Source organism: Amycolatopsis anabasis, assembly GCF_009765355.1.
In the GTDB taxonomy this organism is placed as follows: Bacteria; Actinomycetota; Actinomycetes; order Mycobacteriales; family Pseudonocardiaceae; genus Amycolatopsis; species Amycolatopsis anabasis.
Window position 1 is genome coordinate 131,278 of the sequence record NZ_VTHK01000023.1, and the last position, 18,353, is coordinate 149,630.

At 69.9% G+C, this 18,353-nt stretch carries 18 protein-coding genes, 1 tRNA gene and 1 pseudogene; 10 read left to right on the forward strand and 10 right to left on the reverse strand.

Annotated elements, in window-relative coordinates; translation table 11 throughout:
- The first annotated feature begins 25 nt into the window (after nt 1–25).
- From FXO23_RS27950 to FXO23_RS27965, 4 genes are all read left to right on the forward strand, one after another.
- Entirely contained in the window at nt 26–430 is a 405-nt protein-coding gene (locus tag FXO23_RS27950) for a nitroreductase family deazaflavin-dependent oxidoreductase (protein ID WP_158888429.1), read from the forward strand.
- Nucleotides 431–524: 94 nt separating this feature from the next.
- The gene (gene lpdA, locus FXO23_RS27955; RefSeq protein WP_158888430.1) at nt 525–1,910 is read left to right on the forward strand and encodes a dihydrolipoyl dehydrogenase; all 1,386 of its coding nucleotides are present in this window, start codon (nt 525–527) and stop codon (nt 1,908–1,910) included.
- A gap of 116 nt (nt 1,911–2,026) precedes the next feature.
- Nucleotides 2,027–2,242 carry a hypothetical protein gene (locus FXO23_RS27960; RefSeq protein WP_158888431.1) on the forward strand — a complete coding sequence of 72 codons (216 nt, stop codon included), beginning with the start codon at nt 2,027–2,029 and terminating at the stop codon, nt 2,240–2,242.
- Nucleotides 2,243–2,640: 398 nt separating this feature from the next.
- Entirely contained in the window at nt 2,641–3,003 is a 363-nt protein-coding gene (locus FXO23_RS27965) for an RNHCP domain-containing protein (RefSeq protein ID WP_158888432.1), read from the forward strand.
- A 221-nt stretch (nt 3,004–3,224) separates the two neighbouring features.
- On the opposite strand, the gene FXO23_RS27970 is transcribed toward FXO23_RS27965, so the two are convergent.
- The 4 genes from FXO23_RS27970 to pstC all read right to left on the reverse strand — a co-directional run bounded on the left by FXO23_RS27970 (nt 3,225) and on the right by pstC (nt 7,732).
- Nucleotides 3,225–4,754, reverse strand: a complete 1,530-nt coding sequence (locus tag FXO23_RS27970) for a PstS family phosphate ABC transporter substrate-binding protein (RefSeq protein WP_246257923.1) — start codon at nt 4,752–4,754, stop codon at nt 3,225–3,227.
- A gap of 16 nt (nt 4,755–4,770) precedes the next feature.
- Complete coding sequence (locus FXO23_RS27975; RefSeq protein ID WP_179956895.1) at nt 4,771–5,562, reverse strand: phosphate ABC transporter ATP-binding protein; 792 nt, start codon at nt 5,560–5,562, stop codon at nt 4,771–4,773.
- An 83-nt stretch (nt 5,563–5,645) separates the two neighbouring features.
- Nucleotides 5,646–6,767 carry a phosphate ABC transporter permease PstA gene (gene pstA, locus FXO23_RS27980; RefSeq protein ID WP_425484915.1) on the reverse strand — a complete coding sequence of 374 codons (1,122 nt, stop codon included), beginning with the start codon at nt 6,765–6,767 and terminating at the stop codon, nt 5,646–5,648.
- A complete protein-coding gene (gene pstC, locus FXO23_RS27985) occupies nt 6,764–7,732 on the reverse strand; it encodes a phosphate ABC transporter permease subunit PstC (RefSeq protein ID WP_246257925.1) in 969 nt (322 codons plus the stop codon). The genes pstA and pstC overlap by 4 nt, the downstream gene beginning before the upstream one ends.
- A 164-nt stretch (nt 7,733–7,896) precedes the next feature.
- Between pstC and FXO23_RS51770 the strand changes: the two genes are divergently transcribed.
- Together FXO23_RS51770 and FXO23_RS51775 are read left to right on the forward strand one after the other, a co-directional pair.
- Nucleotides 7,897–10,074, forward strand: coding sequence for a hypothetical protein (locus FXO23_RS51770; protein ID WP_246257927.1), 2,178 nt, complete (start codon nt 7,897–7,899; stop codon nt 10,072–10,074).
- Nucleotides 10,071–10,967 carry a sortase gene (locus FXO23_RS51775; protein ID WP_246257929.1) on the forward strand — a complete coding sequence of 299 codons (897 nt, stop codon included), beginning with the start codon at nt 10,071–10,073 and terminating at the stop codon, nt 10,965–10,967. The genes FXO23_RS51770 and FXO23_RS51775 overlap by 4 nt, the downstream gene beginning before the upstream one ends.
- Here the strand turns inward: FXO23_RS51775 and FXO23_RS27995 are convergent, their stop codons facing one another.
- The gene (locus tag FXO23_RS27995; RefSeq protein WP_158888435.1) at nt 10,968–11,795 is read right to left on the reverse strand and encodes a maleylpyruvate isomerase family mycothiol-dependent enzyme; all 828 of its coding nucleotides are present in this window, start codon (nt 11,793–11,795) and stop codon (nt 10,968–10,970) included. It abuts the gene before it with no gap.
- Between the two features lie 113 nt (nt 11,796–11,908).
- Here FXO23_RS27995 and FXO23_RS28000 point away from each other — a divergent pair.
- A pseudogene (locus FXO23_RS28000) lies at nt 11,909–12,196 on the forward strand (S8 family serine peptidase); the annotation flags it as partial.
- Between the two features lie 63 nt (nt 12,197–12,259).
- On the opposite strand, the gene FXO23_RS28005 reads toward FXO23_RS28000, so the two are convergent.
- Nucleotides 12,260–13,300 carry a substrate-binding domain-containing protein gene (locus tag FXO23_RS28005; protein ID WP_246257931.1) on the reverse strand — a complete coding sequence of 347 codons (1,041 nt, stop codon included), beginning with the start codon at nt 13,298–13,300 and terminating at the stop codon, nt 12,260–12,262.
- A 192-nt stretch (nt 13,301–13,492) separates the two neighbouring features.
- A complete protein-coding gene (locus tag FXO23_RS28010) occupies nt 13,493–13,894 on the reverse strand; it encodes a DUF1508 domain-containing protein (RefSeq protein ID WP_158888437.1) in 402 nt (133 codons plus the stop codon).
- Nucleotides 13,895–14,123: 229 nt separating this feature from the next.
- On the opposite strand from FXO23_RS28010, the gene FXO23_RS28015 reads away from it, so the two are divergent.
- Together FXO23_RS28015 and FXO23_RS28020 are read left to right on the forward strand one after the other, a co-directional pair.
- A complete protein-coding gene (locus FXO23_RS28015) occupies nt 14,124–14,867 on the forward strand; it encodes an SDR family oxidoreductase (protein WP_158888438.1) in 744 nt (247 codons plus the stop codon).
- A gap of 160 nt (nt 14,868–15,027) precedes the next feature.
- Nucleotides 15,028–15,101: transfer RNA gene (locus FXO23_RS28020), tRNA-Arg, on the forward strand.
- A 262-nt stretch (nt 15,102–15,363) separates the two neighbouring features.
- On the opposite strand, the gene FXO23_RS28025 is transcribed toward FXO23_RS28020, so the two are convergent.
- Nucleotides 15,364–16,206, reverse strand: coding sequence for an alpha/beta fold hydrolase (locus FXO23_RS28025; RefSeq protein ID WP_158888439.1), 843 nt, complete (start codon nt 16,204–16,206; stop codon nt 15,364–15,366).
- 77 nt (nt 16,207–16,283) lie between these two features.
- On the opposite strand from FXO23_RS28025, the gene FXO23_RS28030 reads away from it, so the two are divergent.
- Nucleotides 16,284–17,252 (forward strand): AraC family transcriptional regulator, encoded by a 969-nt coding sequence (locus tag FXO23_RS28030; protein WP_246257933.1) that lies wholly within the window; start codon nt 16,284–16,286, stop codon nt 17,250–17,252.
- Here the strand turns inward: FXO23_RS28030 and FXO23_RS28035 are convergent.
- Together FXO23_RS28035 and FXO23_RS28040 are read right to left on the reverse strand one after the other, a co-directional pair.
- Nucleotides 17,222–17,725, reverse strand: a complete 504-nt coding sequence (locus tag FXO23_RS28035; protein ID WP_158888464.1) for a DinB family protein — start codon at nt 17,723–17,725, stop codon at nt 17,222–17,224. The genes FXO23_RS28030 and FXO23_RS28035 overlap by 31 nt on opposite strands.
- 293 nt (nt 17,726–18,018) lie before the next feature.
- On the reverse strand, nt 18,019–18,353 hold a 335-nt coding region (locus FXO23_RS28040), incomplete at its 5' end, for a tetratricopeptide repeat protein (RefSeq protein WP_158888440.1).

Here is an 18,353-nt window from a genome sequence, read left to right on the forward strand (position 1 = left end):
AAGATCACGCTACGAAAGGGGACCCATGCTGTTCGGTGACGAGCACGTGCGCCGCTACGAGGAGACCGACGGCGAAGTCGGGCACGACTGGGAGAAGGGCGCGCCCGTCCTCATCCTGACCACCAAGGGCCGCAAGAGCGGTGAGGACCGCAAGTTCGCGTTGATCTACCAGGAGCACCAGGGCGACTACGTGATCGTGGCGTCCAAGGGCGGAGCCCCGGCCCACCCGGGCTGGTACCTGAACCTGCAGGCGAACCCCGAGGTGCGGGTCCAGGTCAAGGCCGACAAGTTCACCGCCCGGGCGCGCACCGCCGAGGGCGCCGAGCGGGCCGAGCTGTGGCCGAAGATGGCCGCCGTGTGGCCGGACTACGACGAGTACCAGAAGAAGACCGACCGCGAGATCCCGGTGGTCGTGCTGGAGCGGGTCTGACGAACCGGACGGGTGATCGTGGTTCTCCGGCCGCGGTCACCCGGCCCGGTGGGGAGGCCCTGACCGTCACTCACAAGAGGCATAGGCTGCAGGCATGAGCGCACACTTCGACGTTGTGGTGCTGGGCGCGGGTCCCGGCGGTTATGTCGCGGCGATCCGGGCGGCCCAGCTGGGGCTGCGGACGGCGGTCGTCGAGGAGAAGTACTGGGGCGGCGTCTGCCTGAACGTCGGGTGCATCCCGTCGAAGGCCCTGCTGCGCAACGCCGAACTGGCGCACCTGGTCACCTCCGAGGCGAAGACCTTCGGCATCCAGTCGGACGGGCAGATCCGGTTCGACTACGGCGCCGCGTTCGACCGCAGCCGCACGGTCGCCGAGGGCCGCGTCAAGGGCGTGCACTTCCTGATGAAGAAGAACAAGATCACCGAGTACTCCGGCCGCGGCACCTTCGTCGACGCGAACACCCTGCAGGTCGGCGGCGAGACCGTGACCTTCGACAACTGCATCATCGCCGCCGGCGCGACGACCAAGCTGCTGCCCGGCACCACGCTGAGCGACCGCGTGGTGACCTACGAAGAGCAGATCCTGGAACGCGAGCTGCCCGCGAGCATCATCATCGCGGGCGCCGGCGCGATCGGCGTCGAGTTCGCGTACGTGCTGCACAACTACGGCGTGAAGGTCACCATCGTCGAGTTCCTGGACCGGGTGGTGCCGCTGGAGGACGCCGAGGTGTCCAAGGAACTGGCCAAGCGGTACCGGAAGCTGGGCATCGACGTGCTCACCTCGACCCGGGTCGAGGGCATCGACGATTCCGGGGCGAAGGTGCGGGTCACCGTCAGCAAGGACGGGCAGCAGCAGGTCCTGGAGGCCGACAAGGTCCTGCAGGCGATCGGCTTCCAGCCCCGCGTCGAGGGGTACGGGCTGGAGAACACCGGGGTCCGGCTCACCGAACGCGGCGCGATCGACGTCGACGGCCGGTGCCGGACCAACGTGCCGAACATCTACGCGATCGGCGACGTGACCGCGAAGCTGATGCTCGCGCACGCCGCCGAATCGATGGGCATCATCGCGGCGGAGACCATCGGCGGCGCGGAAACCATGGAACTGGACTACGCGATGATCCCGCGCGCCACCTACTGCCAGCCGCAGATCGCCAGCTTCGGCTACACCGAGGAGCAGGCGCGGGAGAAGGGGTACGACGTCCAGGTCGCGAAGTTCCCGTTCACCGCGAACGCGAAGGCCCACGGCCTCGGCGACCCGGGCGGATTCGTCAAGATCCTCAGCGACGCGCGGTACGGCGAACTGATCGGCGCGCACCTGATCGGCCCCGAGGTCACCGAACTGCTGCCCGAACTGACCCTGGCGCAGCAGTGGGACCTGACCGTGCACGAGGTCGCCCGCAACGTGCACGCGCACCCCACCCTCGGCGAAGCCGTGAAGGAAGCCATCCACGGATTAGCCGGTCACATGATCAATATGTAGTGGATGTGCGCATTTCGCGCGGCTTCACCCAAAGCAAGCCTGGTTGGCGTCATGATGGAGAGGCTTCTCCGTCTCACGTCCGAAGGTTGAGGAGAAGCCGCGGGGAGGAAACGCGCATGGAACGCGTCTTGGGGGAGTTGCGCTCGGTCGTCTCCCGGAGAGTGGCGGAAATGCCTGGTCACGAGGCATGGTTCTGGGATCGGGCCGATGCCGCCGGGGTCGGCCGGGACCACGCCGGGTCGATGCTCGACGTGGCGGTGGACTGGATCGGCACCGGGCGCGCCGAGAGCGCGGACCCGTATGCCCTCGCCGCTTCCTGGTTACCGCGCTGAAGCTCGGGGCGCGCCCGGTGGTTGTCTAGCAGCTTCCGCAGCAGCCGCAGCCGGGGCCGGTGCAGTTACCGCAACATCCACAGCCATCCATCGCAACCATCGTCCTTTCGGCTTCGCGAACTTCCGTCACTCGACGCTAGGCAGGCAGCGCGGAGCGTTATACCGCCTCCCGAGTGACGTATGCGAAGTCCGCCATATGGGGGGACGCCTGGTCCGGGGTTTTAATCGGTTGCCCTCTTCCCAGCGCCTCGGCTTCACTGTGGTTGATCGGCTTTCCTCATGAGCAACGAAAGTGGTGAGTTCGTGTCCAGCGCGGTTCGGACCCGGCGCGCCCTCCGCGCGGTCGCGGAGGGCTTGCTTCGCCGTCCTGGACACCCATCCGCCGAGGAGAACTCACCTTGTCCGCACGCCGTACTCGGCCGCGCGCCGAATCGTTCCGCTGCCACCACTGCCGGTTAGACGTCGCACTGCGGGCGCCCGGCACCGCACATCGCAACCACTGCCCCAACTGCCTGTACAGCAAGCACGTCGACGCGTTCGTCTCCGGTGATCGCGCCGCCGACTGCCACGCCCGCATGGAACCCATCTCCGTCGCGGTACGCGGCGACGGCGAATGGATCCTCATCCACCGCTGCACCGGCTGCGACGCGCTGAGCGCCAACCGCACCGCGGGCGACGACAACCCGCTGCAACTGATCAGGATCGCGGCCCGGCCCCTGGCCCAGCCGCCCTTCCCCCTGGAGTTGCTGAACACCTTGTAGCACCCGTCCGGATCGAGGCCCCCAACCTCGATCCGGACCCACCCCCCACCGCGAGTCCCCCGTTTCGGACGTGCGAGTCCCCCGTTTCGGCACACCGAGTTCCCCGTTTCGGTAGGTGAGTTACACACTCCGGTAAGCGAGTTACACACTCGGGCACGCGAGTTGCACGTTCGGGTACGCGAGTTGCACGTTCGGGGTCGTGCTGGCGGCGGGCTCCCGGGTTAACGGGCGCCGCGGAGTTTGCGGATCACGCCGCGCACCACCAGCGGCAGGACGATCGCGGCGAACAGCACCAGCGCGGCCCACGCGCCGAACCCGCCGAGCGAGTTTCCTTGGTATGCGGCGGGTTCGGCGTTCCGCCAGTTCTTCGAGCCGCCGTTGGCGAGGTCCTCCTCGCCCGCGTCGGCACTGGCCTGCCCGGCGTTCTGCGCGGCGGTTTCGGTACCGGACGAGTCGGCCGGAGTATTCGCGTCGCCGGTGCCGCCCTTGGTCAGCTTGTCCACGCCGCCCATCGCGGCGAACGGATCGGGCGGGCTCTCCGAACCGGCGCCCAGGCTGCCGTGGAAGGTCGGATTCGCGCAGTTCGCCGGGGTGAGCTGCTTCGGCGGCTGCCCGGTCAGGCGGCCGATGGAGTTCATCATCTCCTGCGAAAGATTCGGCGGCAGCGGCGAGTAGCCGATCGCCGCCATGTTGACCTGGCCCGCGCAGGCGATGTGGTCCAGGAACCGCGACATGGTCTCGGTGACGCCCGGATCGGGATAGCCGCCCTTGCACGTGTCCCGGTCGGGGGAGACCTGGCAGGGCGCCATGATGTAGGAGTACGCCGAGATCGGGTACGTCAGCGGGTCCGGGTTCGTGTAGACCCCGCTCAGTTCCTGGGACAGGTCCGGCCGCAGATCGGCCTTGGTCAGCGCCGCCGCGATGTTCTTGGCGTACGGCTGCACCCACTGGCCCGCGGCGTTGCGCACCCAGGCCGCCTGCACCTGGTGGTACTTGGCGTAGGCGAACTCGTCGTACCCGATCGACCACGGCATGGTCTTCACCGTGGACGCGATGTTGTCCGAGTTCGCCTGCAGGCTGAAGTAGATCTGCGCCAGCTCGGCGTTCTGCAGGTTGATCGGCCGGATGTCGGGCAGGAAGTTCGCCATGCCCGAACGGGTCATGAAGGTCCGGTAGGCTTCCGGGGCCGCGTGCGCGACGAAATCGTAGAACAACGCGGTGGTCCCGGAATCCCCGCCGCGCCCGATGAGCTTGATCGGCTGGTCCGGCAGCGCCTTCCCGCCGTTGGTCGCGGTGATCGCCGGATCGGACCAGCGGGTGATGTCCCCGCTGAAGATGCGGCCGATGGTCGGCTGGTCCAGGTGCAGATAGTTGACCGGTTTCCCGCCCGCGTCGGTGACGTTGTACATCACCGCGATCGCACCGGCGACGTCCGGGATGTACTGGAAACCCCGCTGCCGGGTGGCCGCGCCGCCGATCCCGGCCTTCTCCAGCGAGCTGACCTCCGCCTCGGTCCCCGCGAAGGTCACGGTGTTCGCGCCGAACCGCACGATCCCGTCCGGCGAACCGAGGTTCCCGTTGTAGTCGACCGGAATCCCCTTGCCGATGGCGCCGGTCTTCCAGTCGTTCATGGCCAGCGCGACGTAACTCGAGCCGCCGCCGATCGCGGTGCTCGCGGCCCACGCGGGCGCGGCGGTGGACAGGAGCAGGGCGAGGCAGCCCAGCAGGGCGGCGAACCGGATGCGGCGCAAGGAATCCCCCAAAGAATCAGCCGAAGCGGCCGTTGACGTAGTCGTAGGTGCGTTCGTCGTCGGGATCGGTGAACACCTTGTCGGTCGGACCGTGCTCGACGACCCGGCCGGGTTCGTTCTCCGCGGCCAGGAAGAACGCGCAGTGATCGGAAACCCGTTGGGCCTGCTGCATGTTGTGCGTGACGATGACGACCGTGACCTCGTGCCCGATCTCGGCGATCGTCTGCTCGATCCGGCGCGTGGAGGTCGGATCCAGCGCGGAGCACGGTTCGTCCATCAGCAGCACGTTCGGCCGCACGGCCAGCGAGCGCGCGATGCACAACCGCTGCTGCTGCCCACCGGACAGCGCGCCGCCCGGCGCGTTCAGCCGGTCCCGGACCTCGCGCCAGAGGCCCGCCCGCTCCAGGCTCTGCTCGACCAGCGCTTCCTTGTCGTCGCACTTGATCCCGGCGAGCTTCAGTCCGGAAAGGACGTTGTCGCGAATGGACATCGCCGGGAACGGGTTGGGTTTCTGGAACACCATCCCGATCCGCAGCCGCACGTGCTGGGCGCGCGTGCCGTCGGCGTAGATGTCCGTGCCGTCCAGCAGGACCTCCCCGCCGAGACTCGCCGAGGGCACCAGCTCGTGCATCCGGTTCAGGATGCGCAGGAACGTGGACTTGCCGCAGCCGGACGGGCCGATCAGCGCGGTGACCTCGCGGGCGGGCATCTCCAGCGAAACGCCCTCGAGCACGAGCCGGTCGCCGAACCAGGCCGCGACCTCGCGGGCCTCCAGGGTGGCGGCCCCGGCCGGTGGCCCGCCGATCAGCCGCACCTCGCGGGTGGTGGCCTCCCGGCCCTCCTCGGGTTCGGCCTCGAGGTAGTCGATGCCGTACGGGTCGGTCAACTCGGTCACCGGGTCTCCTTGGTTCGTTTCGCCTTGCGCTGGGAGCGGTCCCGCCCGATCAGCCGGGCCAGCGCGAACAGCGCGAAGATCAGCAGGATCAGCACCAGCGCGCCGACGTATCCCCGTTCCCGGAACGCCTCCAGCGGCAGCTGGACGAACCGGTAGACGAACATCGGCAGGCTTTCCTGCGGCCCGGCGAACGGGTTGGCGTTCAGCAGGGTCGCGCCGAACGAGGTGAGCAGCAGCGGCGCGGTCTCGCCGACGACCCGGGCGACACCGAGGATGATCGCGGTGGTCACCCCGGTCCGGGCGGTCGGCAGCACCACCGACCACACCGTGCGCGCCCGGCTCGCGCCCAGCGCCAGGGAAGCCTCGCGCAGCCCGTCGGGCACCAGCCGCAGCACGACGTCGACCGTGCGGGTGACCGTCGGCAGCATCACCATGGCCAGCGCCAGGCTGGCCATCAGGCCGTTGTAGTTGAACAGGACCGAACCCCGCTGCGCGTTCGGGATGATGAGCGCCGCGTAGACGAACAGCCCGGCGACGATCGACGGCAGCCCGCTCATCGCGTCGACCATGATCCGCACCGGGCGGCGCAACCGCGAGCGCGTCTCGTTCAGGAACACCGCGGTGAGCAGGCCGAGCGGCACCACGAGCAGCAGCGCCATCGCGGTCTGCTCCAGCGTGCCGATGATCGCGTGCAGCCCGCCGCCCCGGGTCGACGGATCGGTGGTCGCCACCGCGCCCATATCCGTGGTGAAGAACTCCCAGCGCAGATGCGGCGCGCCCTGCACGATCACGTAGCCGAGCAGGAACAGCAGCGGCACCAGCAGGCCGAGCGCGCCGGTGACCACGATCGCGGACACCAGTTTGTCGGTCGCGGCCAGTCGGCCGAGCCGGTCGCGGGTGACCAGGTAGAGCATGGCGAGGAAGAGCGCGTAGCCGACCAGCAGATCGGCGAGCCAGCCCGGCGAGGTCAGCAGCAGGTGCAGGACGAACCAGGTCAGCAGCGCGGCCGACACCGCGCAGCCGAAGGCCACCAGCCGGTCCTCCCCGGTGGTGGCCGCGGTGCGCCGCTTGGCTGGAAGGCGCCGCGTGGTCGCCGGGCGGGCCATCGTCGCGGTCACGCGTCCACCCCCGCGCCGGACCGGCTGCGCGCGATGATCACCGACGCGGTGAAGTTCGTCGCCAGCGTGAACAGGAAGAGCACCAGCCCGGCCGCCATCAGGCCGTTCAGACCCAGATCGGTGATCCCGGTGTTGCGTGCGATGAATCCGGAAATGGTCGCCCCGCCTTCCTGCAGGATCTTCGCGCTCACTTCGGGAATCTGGGGCAGCAGCAGGGAAACCGCGATGGTCTCGCCGAGTGCGCGGCCGAGGCCCAGCATCGAGCCGCCGATCACGCCGCCCCGGCCGAACGGCAGCACCACGCTGCGGACCATGCCCCACCGCGTGCTGCCCAGGGCGAGCGCGGCTTCCTTCTCGCCCGGGGGCGTTTGCATGAACACCTCGCGGATCACCGAGGTGGTGATCGGCAGGACCATCAGCGACACCACGATTCCCGCGATGAACATCGAACTCGTGGTGCTCGCGCCCTGATCGGTCGCGAAGATCGGGATCCAGCCGAGGTTCTCGGTCAGCCACGCCGACACCAGCCCGATCTTCGGCCCGAGGAAGCCGAACCCCCACAACCCGTACAGCAGGCTGGGAATGGCGGCGAGCAGATCGACGAGCGCGGTCAGCATGCTGCGCAGCCGCCCGCTCGCGTAGTCGGTGATGAACAGCGCGGCCAGGATGCTGATCGGCACGGCGATGGCCACCGCGATCACCGCGACGGTGATGGTGCCGGTGAGCAGCCCGAGCACGCCGAGCGCGGGATCGGCCCCGCCGGGATCGAACCGGATCGTGGTGAAGAAACCGAAACCGGAGAACCGGAACGCGGGCGCGGCCTGCAGCATCAGGAAGAACCCGATCAGCACCAGCAACACCAGCACGGTGACGCCGCCCGCGGTGCTGAGGCGGCGGAACGCCTTGTCCGCGCGGGACGGGAGATCCGCGATCCGCCTGCGCACTGGGGTATCCGGTGAGGTCACGAGGCGCAGTATGCGGCCGACCGGGGCGGTAGTAGGTGATGCAAGGGTGAACGCCCGACGGGATGATGATGAATCACGATCTTTTGCCCGGTTCGCGCGTTGACCGGTCGTGGCCGGTGCCCGAACGTATGGCTTGTTTCCCTTCGCGGTCGAGGAGCGGTGTGGTGATTTCCTTCGTGCGGCGGCTGCCGATAGTCGTGTGGTGCGCGCTGCTGGCGACGGCCGGATTGCTCGTCGTGCCCCCGGTCGCGCACGCCGAGGATCCGAAACCCGTGATCACCACCGAACCCGCGGACCTGTCCCGGGTGCAGGACGGCGACCAGGTGCGGATCACCGTGGCGGGGCTGCCCGCGCGCGCCACCGCGACCGCGGCGCTGTGCCCGGATCCGATGCGCGACAACCTGGCGATCCGCACCACGACGGCCCGGTTCAACGCCTACTGCCAGCCGGTGAGCAGCGAGTCGATCCCGGATCTGGTGGCCAACAAGGTCTCCGCGCCCCGCAACGCGAACACGCAGACCATCGTGCTGAACTACACGGTCGCCCGCGGCGGAATCGGGAACGGGCTGGACATCCAGGAATGGGATCCGGTCACGAAGACCGACAAGCCCTTCCACTACACGTATCGCTGCGACGAGCAGAATCCGTGTGCCCTGTGGCTCTCGTTCGCCGCGAAATTCCCCGGCAGCACGAAGAACACGACCTGGCTGGACAACTCCCTGAAGATCGCGCCGCGCCCGGCGAACGCGTTGCCGCCCGGCTGCGCCGATCCGAACCCGAATTCGTCGGTCAACGTGGCGTTCCCGGAGCGGTGGTCCAAGTCGAACCAGCGGTGGACCGAAATCCTGTGCGCGCAGACCGGATCCCCGCCACCGCCCGCCGCGCTCGCGTTGCGGGAAGGCGATGTCGTCGCCGGTTTCGACTCCGGTCAGCGCGAGGTGGCCTTCACCGGCGTCGGTTCGGCGCTGAGCAAGGATCCCACCCGCGAACGCGTCCACGTCCCGGCCGCGCTGAACGCGGTGGTGCTCGCCGCGGTGGGACGGCAGCAGGTCGGGGTGCAGGACGGCGCGTCGGCGACCCCGATCCTCGGCCCGATCACCGACGTCCTGAAGTTCGACTGGCCCGAACTGGCCGCGATTCTCGCGCGGCGGCAGGAGAACAGCAGTTTCAACGGGGTCATGCGGGACGGCACCCCGCTCGTGGCGCGCAATCCGCTGCTGTCCGGCGCGCTGCCGCAGAACCGGTTGACCGCCCTGGGCGGCATGATCGGCCCGGATTCGGTTCCGCTGCTGCTGAGTTCCCAGCTGACCGCGAAGGCGGCGAAGGAGTGGGTGTTCTCGGAGAAACCGGCGGTGGCGGGGGACAAGGCAGGGAAACCGGTCGGCGTGCTCACCGACTTCCTGGAACTGAGCCCGGCCAGCTCGGCGAACCTGCAGCCCGCGGCCAGCAGCAAGGTCACCCTCCGCTCCGCGATGCGACCGCTGACCGAGGGCGTGGGGTGCTCGGCCGAGCAGAGCGCGTGCGTCGGATTCGTGGTGACCGATCTGGCCACCGCGACCGAGTTCGGCTGGCAGCCGGTGGCGCTGCCGAACTCCGCCGGGCAGCTGGTCGCGCCGACGCCCGCCGCCGTGGCGGCCGGGGCCGCGCACCTGGCCAAGGCCGAGGACGGCACGCTCCGGCCGGGCGACACCGGCGCGGATGCGGGCGCCTATCCGCTGTCCTTTGTGGAGTATGCGACCGCGCCGCGGAATCCGTTGGTGGGCGAGGGATGCGTACCGCTCAAGGAGAAGCAGCAGTCGTTGCGGGCCTACTTGTCGACACTGACCGGTGGCGGGCAGCAGGCGCTCGGCCCCGGCCTGGTCTCGCTCACCCCGGCGCTGCTCGAACAGGCCAAGCAGGCCGCGGCCGCGGTGGGCACCGGAACGGTGGCGGACGCGTGCGCGGAACGGGCCGCCGCGGCGGGCGACCCGGGCGCGGGAACCGGTCCCACTCCCGGGGCGGGGACGGGCACGACCGCCCCGGCCACCGGAAATCCCGCTGGGCACACCTCGGACAACGGGGCGGGTACCCCCGAAACGGCCAAGGCGCCCACCGCGGCCAGCGTGCAGGAAGCCAAGAAACTCGCCGATGCCACGCGTATTCCGCCACCGCTCGGCGGGGGCGTGCTGGGCGCGTTGATTCCCCTGCTGGCCCTGGTGGTCCTGGTCGTGCTGCCGTCGGCGACGGCGTATCTGGCCGCCGGTCGCCCGGTGCCGCCCTGGCTCGTCCGGACGTTGCGACGCTTCGGGGATGCGTTGACACGCAACGGAACCCGCCTGGCCCCGGCGGGAGGCGGCGCGTGAGCACGTTCGTCGAGGAGGCGCGCGAGGACGAAGCGTTCACCGCGTTCACTCCACAGTGGATAGCCGTGGTGGTGCTGGCCTGGGTGCTGGCGACCGCGGTGTGCTTCGCCCTGGTGGTCTACGCGCTGGGGCCGATGTTCGCCGACGGCGACCAGCGCGCGGCCCTCGGCGACATCCGGGGCCGGATCGACCACGCGCTCGGCGAGTCGCAGAGCCTGGTCGGCGCCGCGCCGCCGACCAGGCCGGAGGAGTTCGGCACGCCGGTCGCCGTGCTGGAGATCCCGAAACTGGACGTGCGGCAGGTCGTGCTGGAGGGCGTTTCGCCGAGCGAGACCGCGTCCGGGCCCGGCCACGTGCCCGGTACCGCGGGCCTCGGCCAGCCCGGCAACGCGGCGGTCGCGGGCCGGTATTCCGGCTACGGCGGGTCGTTCGCGCGGCTCGGTGAACTGGCGGCCGGGGACGAGATCGTGCTGGCCACCACCCAGGGGCGTTCGGTCTACCGGGTGGCCGAGACCGCGCGGCGGGCGCTCGACGAGGGCGCCGACTACGGGAAGACCGAGAACGACCGCCTCACCCTGGTCACCTCGTCCTCGTGGTGGCCGCTGGCGTCGGAGGAGGCGACCGTGGTGACCGCGGCGCTCGAAGGCAAGCCGTTCCGGCCCACCCCGCAGAACGGCAAGGCCGACGCGCAGGACGGGCGGTCCGGCGAACCGGGAGCGTGGGCCGCGCTGGCGCTGGCCTTCGGCGGGTTCGTCGCCGCGGCGGCCGGGGCGACCTACCTGTACCGCCGGTGGCGCCCGGTGTCCACGTACATCATCACCGCGCCCGCCCTGCTGGCCCTGGCCACCTTCGCCGCGCTGGCCGTCTGGCGCCTGCTGCCCGCCTGGGCCTGATCACCAGACGATCGCGAGCAGCGTGGTCGCCGCCCGCGTCAGGCCCGGATCACCGTCTACTGCGGACCGCTCGCGCGCCTCCTCGACGGTGATCCCGCGGGTGGCCAGCCGCCAGACGGTGTCCTGCGGCATGGTGACCCGCGCGGCGGGCTCGCCCCCGGAGGCCATCTCCCAGCGGTCGGCGCCGCGGGTGGCGAACCACGTGCCCCCGGCCGGGCCGGTGACCTCGAAGCGCACGGTCGTGCCGGCGGGCCGGTTCTCCGCGCGCAGTGCCTGGGGGAGTGCGCGCAGGAAGGTGTCCAGCACCGGGCCCAGCAACTCGGGGTCGTCGGCGCCCGGACGGGCGACCGCGTCGCGGATCTGCTGCTGGTGGACCCAGAACTCGGTGTACTCGCGGGCCAGGTCGAGCCACGCCGGGCTGGGCAGATCGGGCGCCGCCCAGGACACGTCGAGATCGGCGGGCTCGTCCAGCCCGCGATTCGACCAGAACGCGTCGAGCTGGGGGCCGAGCTGGGTCAGCAGGTCGATCAGCACCCGCGGGCTGCACTGGCGGGTGGCCCGCACGAACTCGTCGTTGGTCCGGGCCAGGTAGGCGGGCAGCGTTTCGTCGTTGGCGAACACGGCGCCGGGGTGGCCGTCGCGGCTGCCGGACAGCCGCCGCAGGTAGTCGTTGAGCACGTGCCCGGCGATGTCGTGCACGTCCCAGCCGGGGCAGACGGTCGGCCGCGCCCAGTCCGCCTCGTCCAGCGCGCCGAGCAGCTCGAGCAGCGCCGCCCGCTCGCGGGGGAACAGGGGCCGGGTGTCGATCGGGGGTCCGAAGACGGTCATGTCGTGACATTGAACCGTTTCCGGGCGGCATGCCGCGAATCATTATCCACGCGCCGCCCGCCGAGTTGCCCGATGTGTCCGATATGGACAACCTGGAGAACCATGGCCCTCCCACGGGGGGTGCCATCCGGCAGAAACCGGACATCACCGCGGCGGACGGCGTGGCCACCTCGGTCAAGGGCTTCCAGCCGTTCTACGGCACCTCGGCGGCGGCCCCGCACGCGGTGGCGATCGCGGCCCTGCTGCTGTCCGGCAAGCCGACCGCGACCCCGGACCAGATCCGCACCGCGCTGGTGTCCAGCGCCACGGACCTCGGCGCCGTGGGCGTGGACCTCGTGACCGGCGCCGGGGTGATCCTCGCCGATCCGGCGCTCGCCGCGCTGGGTGTCGTGCCGAAGTAACCGAAGCGGGAGGAGCGGGGCCCGGCACGTGGCCGGACCCCGCTCTCTCGTACACCCCGCGAATCAGGACTTGGTGCAGGTGATGCCGTCGTCGTCGGCCGGAAGCGGCTTGAAGCCGAACTGGCTGAGCGTGCCGGCGAGGTCGCCGGCGCAGAGCGGGCTGGGGCCGTCGGCGTCGAAGCCGATGGCGTTGACCGCCTGGCCGTACGAGGGGGTGCGGGTGTCGACCACGTGGAAGACCACGCGCGCGCCGAGGAAGCCGTCGGCGAACGCGGGGACGTAGTTGCCGGCGGTGCCGGACACCGGCGCGCCGTCGGAGCCCGCCCCGGTCAGGGTGCCCACGACGAAGCCGTCGCGCTTGTCGGCCACGACGCCGTTGCCCTGCGCGATCCACTGGGCGGTGGAGAACGGCGCGATCGCGTTGGCCTCCTTGGCCGGGTCGATCGAGGTGGCGTCGTGCTCCTGGAACCGGTTGACGGTGAGGCCGGGGATGGTGGCCGGGTCGAAGCCCAGCACCGTGCCGGTGAAGAAGCTCAGCGTCCCCGAACCGGTCTGCGGCAGGTAGAGCTCGATCGGGGCGTTGGCGCCGCCGACCTGGCTCCAGTTGGTGATGGTGCCGCGGTAGATGTCGCGCAGCTGGCCCAGCGACAGGGTGACCCCGGCGCCCGCGCCGGTGGCCTTGGCCGACCAGCTGACGCCGTCCCGGGCGAAGCCGTAGTACTCGAAGGTGGCCGGGTCGTTCGCGCCCCGGCGCGAGGAGGACCGCGCGATGTCGATGCAGCCGTCACCGTTGTTCGCGGAGGCCTTGAGGGCGTCCTTGCCGGCGGTGGAGCCGTTCGGCACGGCGATGCCGCCGGGGCCGTACGTCTTCGCCGCGCAGAACTGGTCACCGGGCACGGTGAACGGGTCGGTGAGCACCGGCGCGATGTTGACGTAGTTGTCCGGGTCGGTGTTCCAGGAGGCGCCGTTGGCGTTCGCCAGGATCGCGGCGGAGATGTCCTGGGTGGTGTCCGAACCGGCGGCCGCGAGGACCTCCTGCTTGCTGTTGGGGCCCTGCACCGCCGAGGCGGTGCCGGTCAGCATCAGGCAGGCGCCTGCGGCCATCGCGGTAACGCCGAGAAGCCGAGTAGTACGAGCACGCATGTTCTCTGCACTCTCTTCCTGTTCTGCCACTCGCCACGGGATTCCGTGACCCGTACAGTTCGCCGCAGCGGACTGACCATTGCCGGTGTTTTGCGTTCCCGCCCGACGGCACAATGGTTAATGACCGACGAACGCACTGCCCGTATCCGGTCACTACGGGCTGCGCGGGTTATCCGCGGTGCCGATGCGATATTTCGCGCGCCAGTCGGCGATTCTTTCGTCATCGCCGAGTATGGTGGCCACCGGAACGGCGGCCAGGAATCGTTCGAGCCCGTGTTTCGCCTCGATTTTCCGGCCGTAGGCATGGCCGGCCAGGGCGACCAGTTCGGCGTCGGCGTACAGCAGCCAACGCCACTGACCTCCCCCGGTATGGCTGAACTCGGCTCGCGCGCCGCCGAGGTGCGCGCGGAGCCGGCGAATCCCGGCGAGGCATTCCGGGCTGCCCGAATAGGTGATGGCGCCGAGTCCCAGCGATGTGTTGTTTCCGCCGAGCAGCCGCCAGCGGACGGCATTGTGCTGCGCGCCGATGAGCTGGAATCTCGGCGATTTCTTCATGCTCGCCCGCCCGGCGGGCATTCGGCCGTTCGGCGGTAGTTCGCTGTATGCATTTGTACGCTCGCGGTCCGTATCCGGTTAAATCCCCACAGTTTCTGCCGGGTAAATCGCGGGCGGAAGCCGAAAAGGTTACCGTTTCGGGTGAAGGCGCGACGGCCACCAGGTGAACACCTCGGCGGGCGCCCCGCGAGGTAGCCTGACCAAGTTGGCGATCAGGAGGGGAAGCCGGATGACGACCGGGGGAGTGGCCTTGATCACCGGTGCCGGGTCCGGGATCGGCCGGGAGATCGCCCGCGCGCTCCTGGCCGAGGGGTACCGGGTGGCCCTGGCCGGGCGGCGGGCGGACGCGCTGGCCGAGACCGCGGACGGGCACCCGTCGGCGCTCGCCGTACCCGCCGACGTCGCCGACCCGGCCCAGGTCGAGCGCCTGTTCGACGCGGTGCGCCAGGAGTGGGGCAGGCTGGACCTGCTGGTGAACAACGCGGGCACGTTCGGCCCGGCGGGGGCGGTGGACGAGGTGTCGTACGCGGACTGGCGGCGGACCGTGGACACCAACCTGACCGGCGCGTTCCTGTGCGCCCAGCACGCCGTGCGGATGATGAAGGAGCAGCGGCCGCGGGGTGGCCGGATCATCAACAACGGCTCGATCGCGGCGCACGCACCCCGGCCGGGGAGCGTCGCCTACACCGCGACCAAGCACGCGATCACCGGTCTGACCAAGTCGATCTCGCTGGACGGCCGGGCCCACGACATCGCCTGCGGGCAGATCGACATCGGCAACGCGGCCACCGAGATGACCGCGGGCATCGCGACCGGCGCCCGGCAACCGGACGGTCGTGTCGTCGCCGAACCGACCTTCGACGCCGCGCACGTGGCCCGCGCGGTGCTCTACATGGCGAGCCTGCCCCTGGAGGCCAACGTCCAGTTCCTGACGGTCATGGCCACCAAGATGCCGTTCCTCGGGCGAGGCTGACCCAAATGCTTCGGAAACAGAACCGCCCTGACCTGCGACTTCGAAGAGTTCGGCGCGTGATCGCGCAGACTGAAACGATTCGTCGGTGTCGAACGATCGAGTGAGTGGCGTTGACTAAACTTCGGACGTAACTCACGGCCGTGGTGGTCGTCGGCACCAGGCCCTCGTAGCTCAGCTGGATAGAGCAAGAGCCTTCTAATCTCTAGGTCGCAGGTTCGAGTCCTGCCGGGGGCACGGCGCGCCTGCTCAGGCCGCATATCGCGGTGTCCGGACAAACCGCTCCGGACCCCGTTGCCACGAAAATGCCACACTTTCGCGGCAACGGCGTTTCGCACTTCGGGTCATCACCGTCATCGCGATCGCCGTCGGAGTCCGACGGTGTCCCGGACACGGTCTCGACCACCCCAGTACGGCATCGACGCCGGTTACGGCCTGACCACCGCCACCGCCCCGGCCACCGGAACGGCGCAATCGTCTTTTGTCGGTGATACCGGCTTCAGTCGGATTGTGGGGCGTGGTTCGCGGTGAAGGCCAGGAGGGGCGCGGCGGTCCGCGGTGGGGCCTCGAGGTTGGGTGAGTGCCCGACACCGGGCAGCATCGTGACTGTCGCGCCGGGCACGGCGCGGTAGTCGGCGGCGGACGAGGGGCGCCACCTGCGGTCCCGCTCGCCGAAGAGCACCAGGAGCGGTTTGCCCAGGGGCGCCAGCCGTACCGGGAGCGACCGCTCGTCCAGGTATGCGCGGATCGCCTGCGAGGTCGCGGCGAACACGGGGAAGTCCATGTCGCGTACTTGGTCCAGGAATGATGGGGGGATCTGGTATCCCGGGGCGAACGCGGAGCTGATGGCCTGGCGGAGCTGTTCGTCGGTGAAATTCGGCGACTGTTTCGGGTCGATGGCGGCTCCCTCCCCGAGATAGGCGGCCATTGTCGGTCCGGTGTTGATGAGGGCGAGCGCGGTCACGAGGTCGGGTCGTCGCTCGGCGAGTGCGGTGGCGACCGTCCCGCCGCTGGAATGGCCGACGGCGATGGCGTGCTCGACGCCGAGCCGGTCCAGCACGGCGCCGGCCCGGCGGGCCTGGTCGGGGACCGCGTAGCTCGCGCCGTCCGGTTTGGCCGACCGGCCGCATCCGAGCAGGTCGATCCGGATGACGCGATGGGATCCGGTCAGCAGCGGAACCATCGGGTCCCACGAGCGGGCCGACATCGCGGTTCCATGGATGAGCAGGAGCGCGGGAGCCTCGCGGGGGCCGTCCTGGTACACGTGGATCTCGCCGTCGTCCAGGGGCCGGGTCGACTCCCCGGTGGCCTGGGTGGGGGATTTGGCGTGGGAATCAGTCATGCGTGCACTGTCGCCGCTGGTGCGTGCCGGTGGCTTGGACAAATGTTCCCCTCGGCCGGCGTGCGTAGCATGGCGGCGTGTGGTCCGGCGAGTCCGAAACCGACGATGCGGTGTTGTGGGACATCGCATGCCCGAAGCGGCCCAGCCGCGTGCCCGGTGTCACCATGGCCGGGTTCCGGGACCGCGGCCTCACCCCGCCCGGCTTCCGGCTGATTCCGCACCCGGCCGTGACCCTCGTTCTGGTGTTCGGCGGCACGATGGCCGTGGAAGACGCCGGTCGGCGGTGGCGGGGCAGCTTCGTCACCGGGCTCGGGTTCGGCGAAGCCCTCCGCGTGCTGCGGGCGGAGGGCTTCGAGGCCCTGCAGGTGCGCCTGTCGCCGGTGGTCGCGCACGCGGTTCTGGGGGCCGCGGTGGCCGATCTCGACGGCGCCGTGGTGACCCTCGACGACCTGTGGGGGCGGGACGCGGCGCGGCTCAGTGAGCAGTTGGGTGACTTTTCCTCCTGGCAGGAACGCTTCGCGTGGATCGATGGCTGGCTCACCGGCCGATGTGCGGCGGCGTCGCGGGTGGACGCGGAGGTGGCCTGGGCCTGGCACCAGATCGTCGCCGGCCGTGGCGCGATCCGGATCGAGCACCTGGCGGCCGAACTCGGCTGGAGCCGCAAACGCCTGTGGTCCCGGTTCCAGTCGCAGCTCGGCCTGCCGCCCAAGCGTGCCGCGAAGCTGGTCCGCTTCGACCATGCCGTGCACCACCTGGTCGCGGGCCAGGACGCGGCCGGAGTCGCGGCCGACGGCGGCTACACCGACCAGTCCCATCTGCACCGCGACGTGCTGGCGTTCACCGGGCTGACCCCCACGACCGTGGTCAACGAGCCATTTCTCGCGGTCGACCACATCGCATGGGGCTGGCCCGGACCGCGAAACTCTCGCGGTCGGCCGCACCGCACCCCGCGCATGCACAGCTCGACCGAACGGTCCCAGGGACCCACATCAGGCAGGCACTCGGCACCGAAGTCTCACGGGTTCGGCTCTCGATGTGGGGCCTGATCGATCTGTTCGCGAAGGATGTCGCCGTGTCCCGCGTGCCGTGCGAATTCTTCGATCATGGCGAGCAGGGTCCATCGCATGCTGACTGTTCCTTCGCGGGGGTTGTCCTTGGTGTCGTCGAGGTCGAAGCGGGCGGCGATCTCACGTGATCGTTGGCTCGCGCGTTCGAACTCGGCGATCACGTCGGCCAAGGGCTCGTCGTCTGCGACGGTGAAGGTGCCCTCGTCCCGGTTCGAGTATCCGTCGCATTCGGATTCGTCGAGGCCCGCCCAAAATCGTTGGAACCAGATCCGTTCGGCGGCCGCGGCATGCTTGATCAACGAGATCGGTGTCGTCAGTGAAGCGACGAGTCGGCGGCGGGCGTCGGCTTCGGAGAGGCCGCGTGCGGTCTCGATCAGGGCTTCGCGGTTGCGATCGAGCATGTTCTCGATGATCACTCGTTCGATGCCGTTGGTGATTCTGTTGGTACTCATGGGCTTCCGATCGGTCTGGTCGGTTCGAGGACAGGGACGACGCGTCCAGGAGCTGCGATGAGCTGGGGCCGCCGAGGCGTTCGAGGTGCTCACCGCTTTGATGCGCAGGGAGCGTGTCGGCGCGGGCAGAACTGAAACACCGCAACCGAGATCAGTCGACGGGCAGAGCCGGTGAAGGCGCCGACGTCGTCATCCTATCGTGTCCGCGAGGGCGGGGTCGACGCGGCCGGGACGTACGTGCTTTTCCGGCCGGTTCCCGCACGTGCACGGGAACCGGCCGGAACGCCGTCGGCTCAGCCGAGCCGGGCCCGCACCTCCTTGGCCTCCTGCAAGCGGGGCGCGTACCCGGGATCGGCGGCAGCGAGCCTTTCGTACAGGTCGACCGCCTGCTGCGCGGGCTGCTTCGCCTCCGCGTGCTGGTTGGCGCTGATGAGGAACTTCGCCAGCACCAGGGCCGCCTCGGCCAGCTGCGGCAGGTACGCGCCGCCGCCGTCGAACAGCGCCTGGTAGATGTCCCGCACCTCCTTCTGCGCCACCGCCGCGTCGGCGGCCTTGCCCGCCGCGGAGTACCGGAACGCGAGGTTGTTCAGCGCCCAGGCGAGGCCGGGTTTGTCGCCGAGTGTGCGGT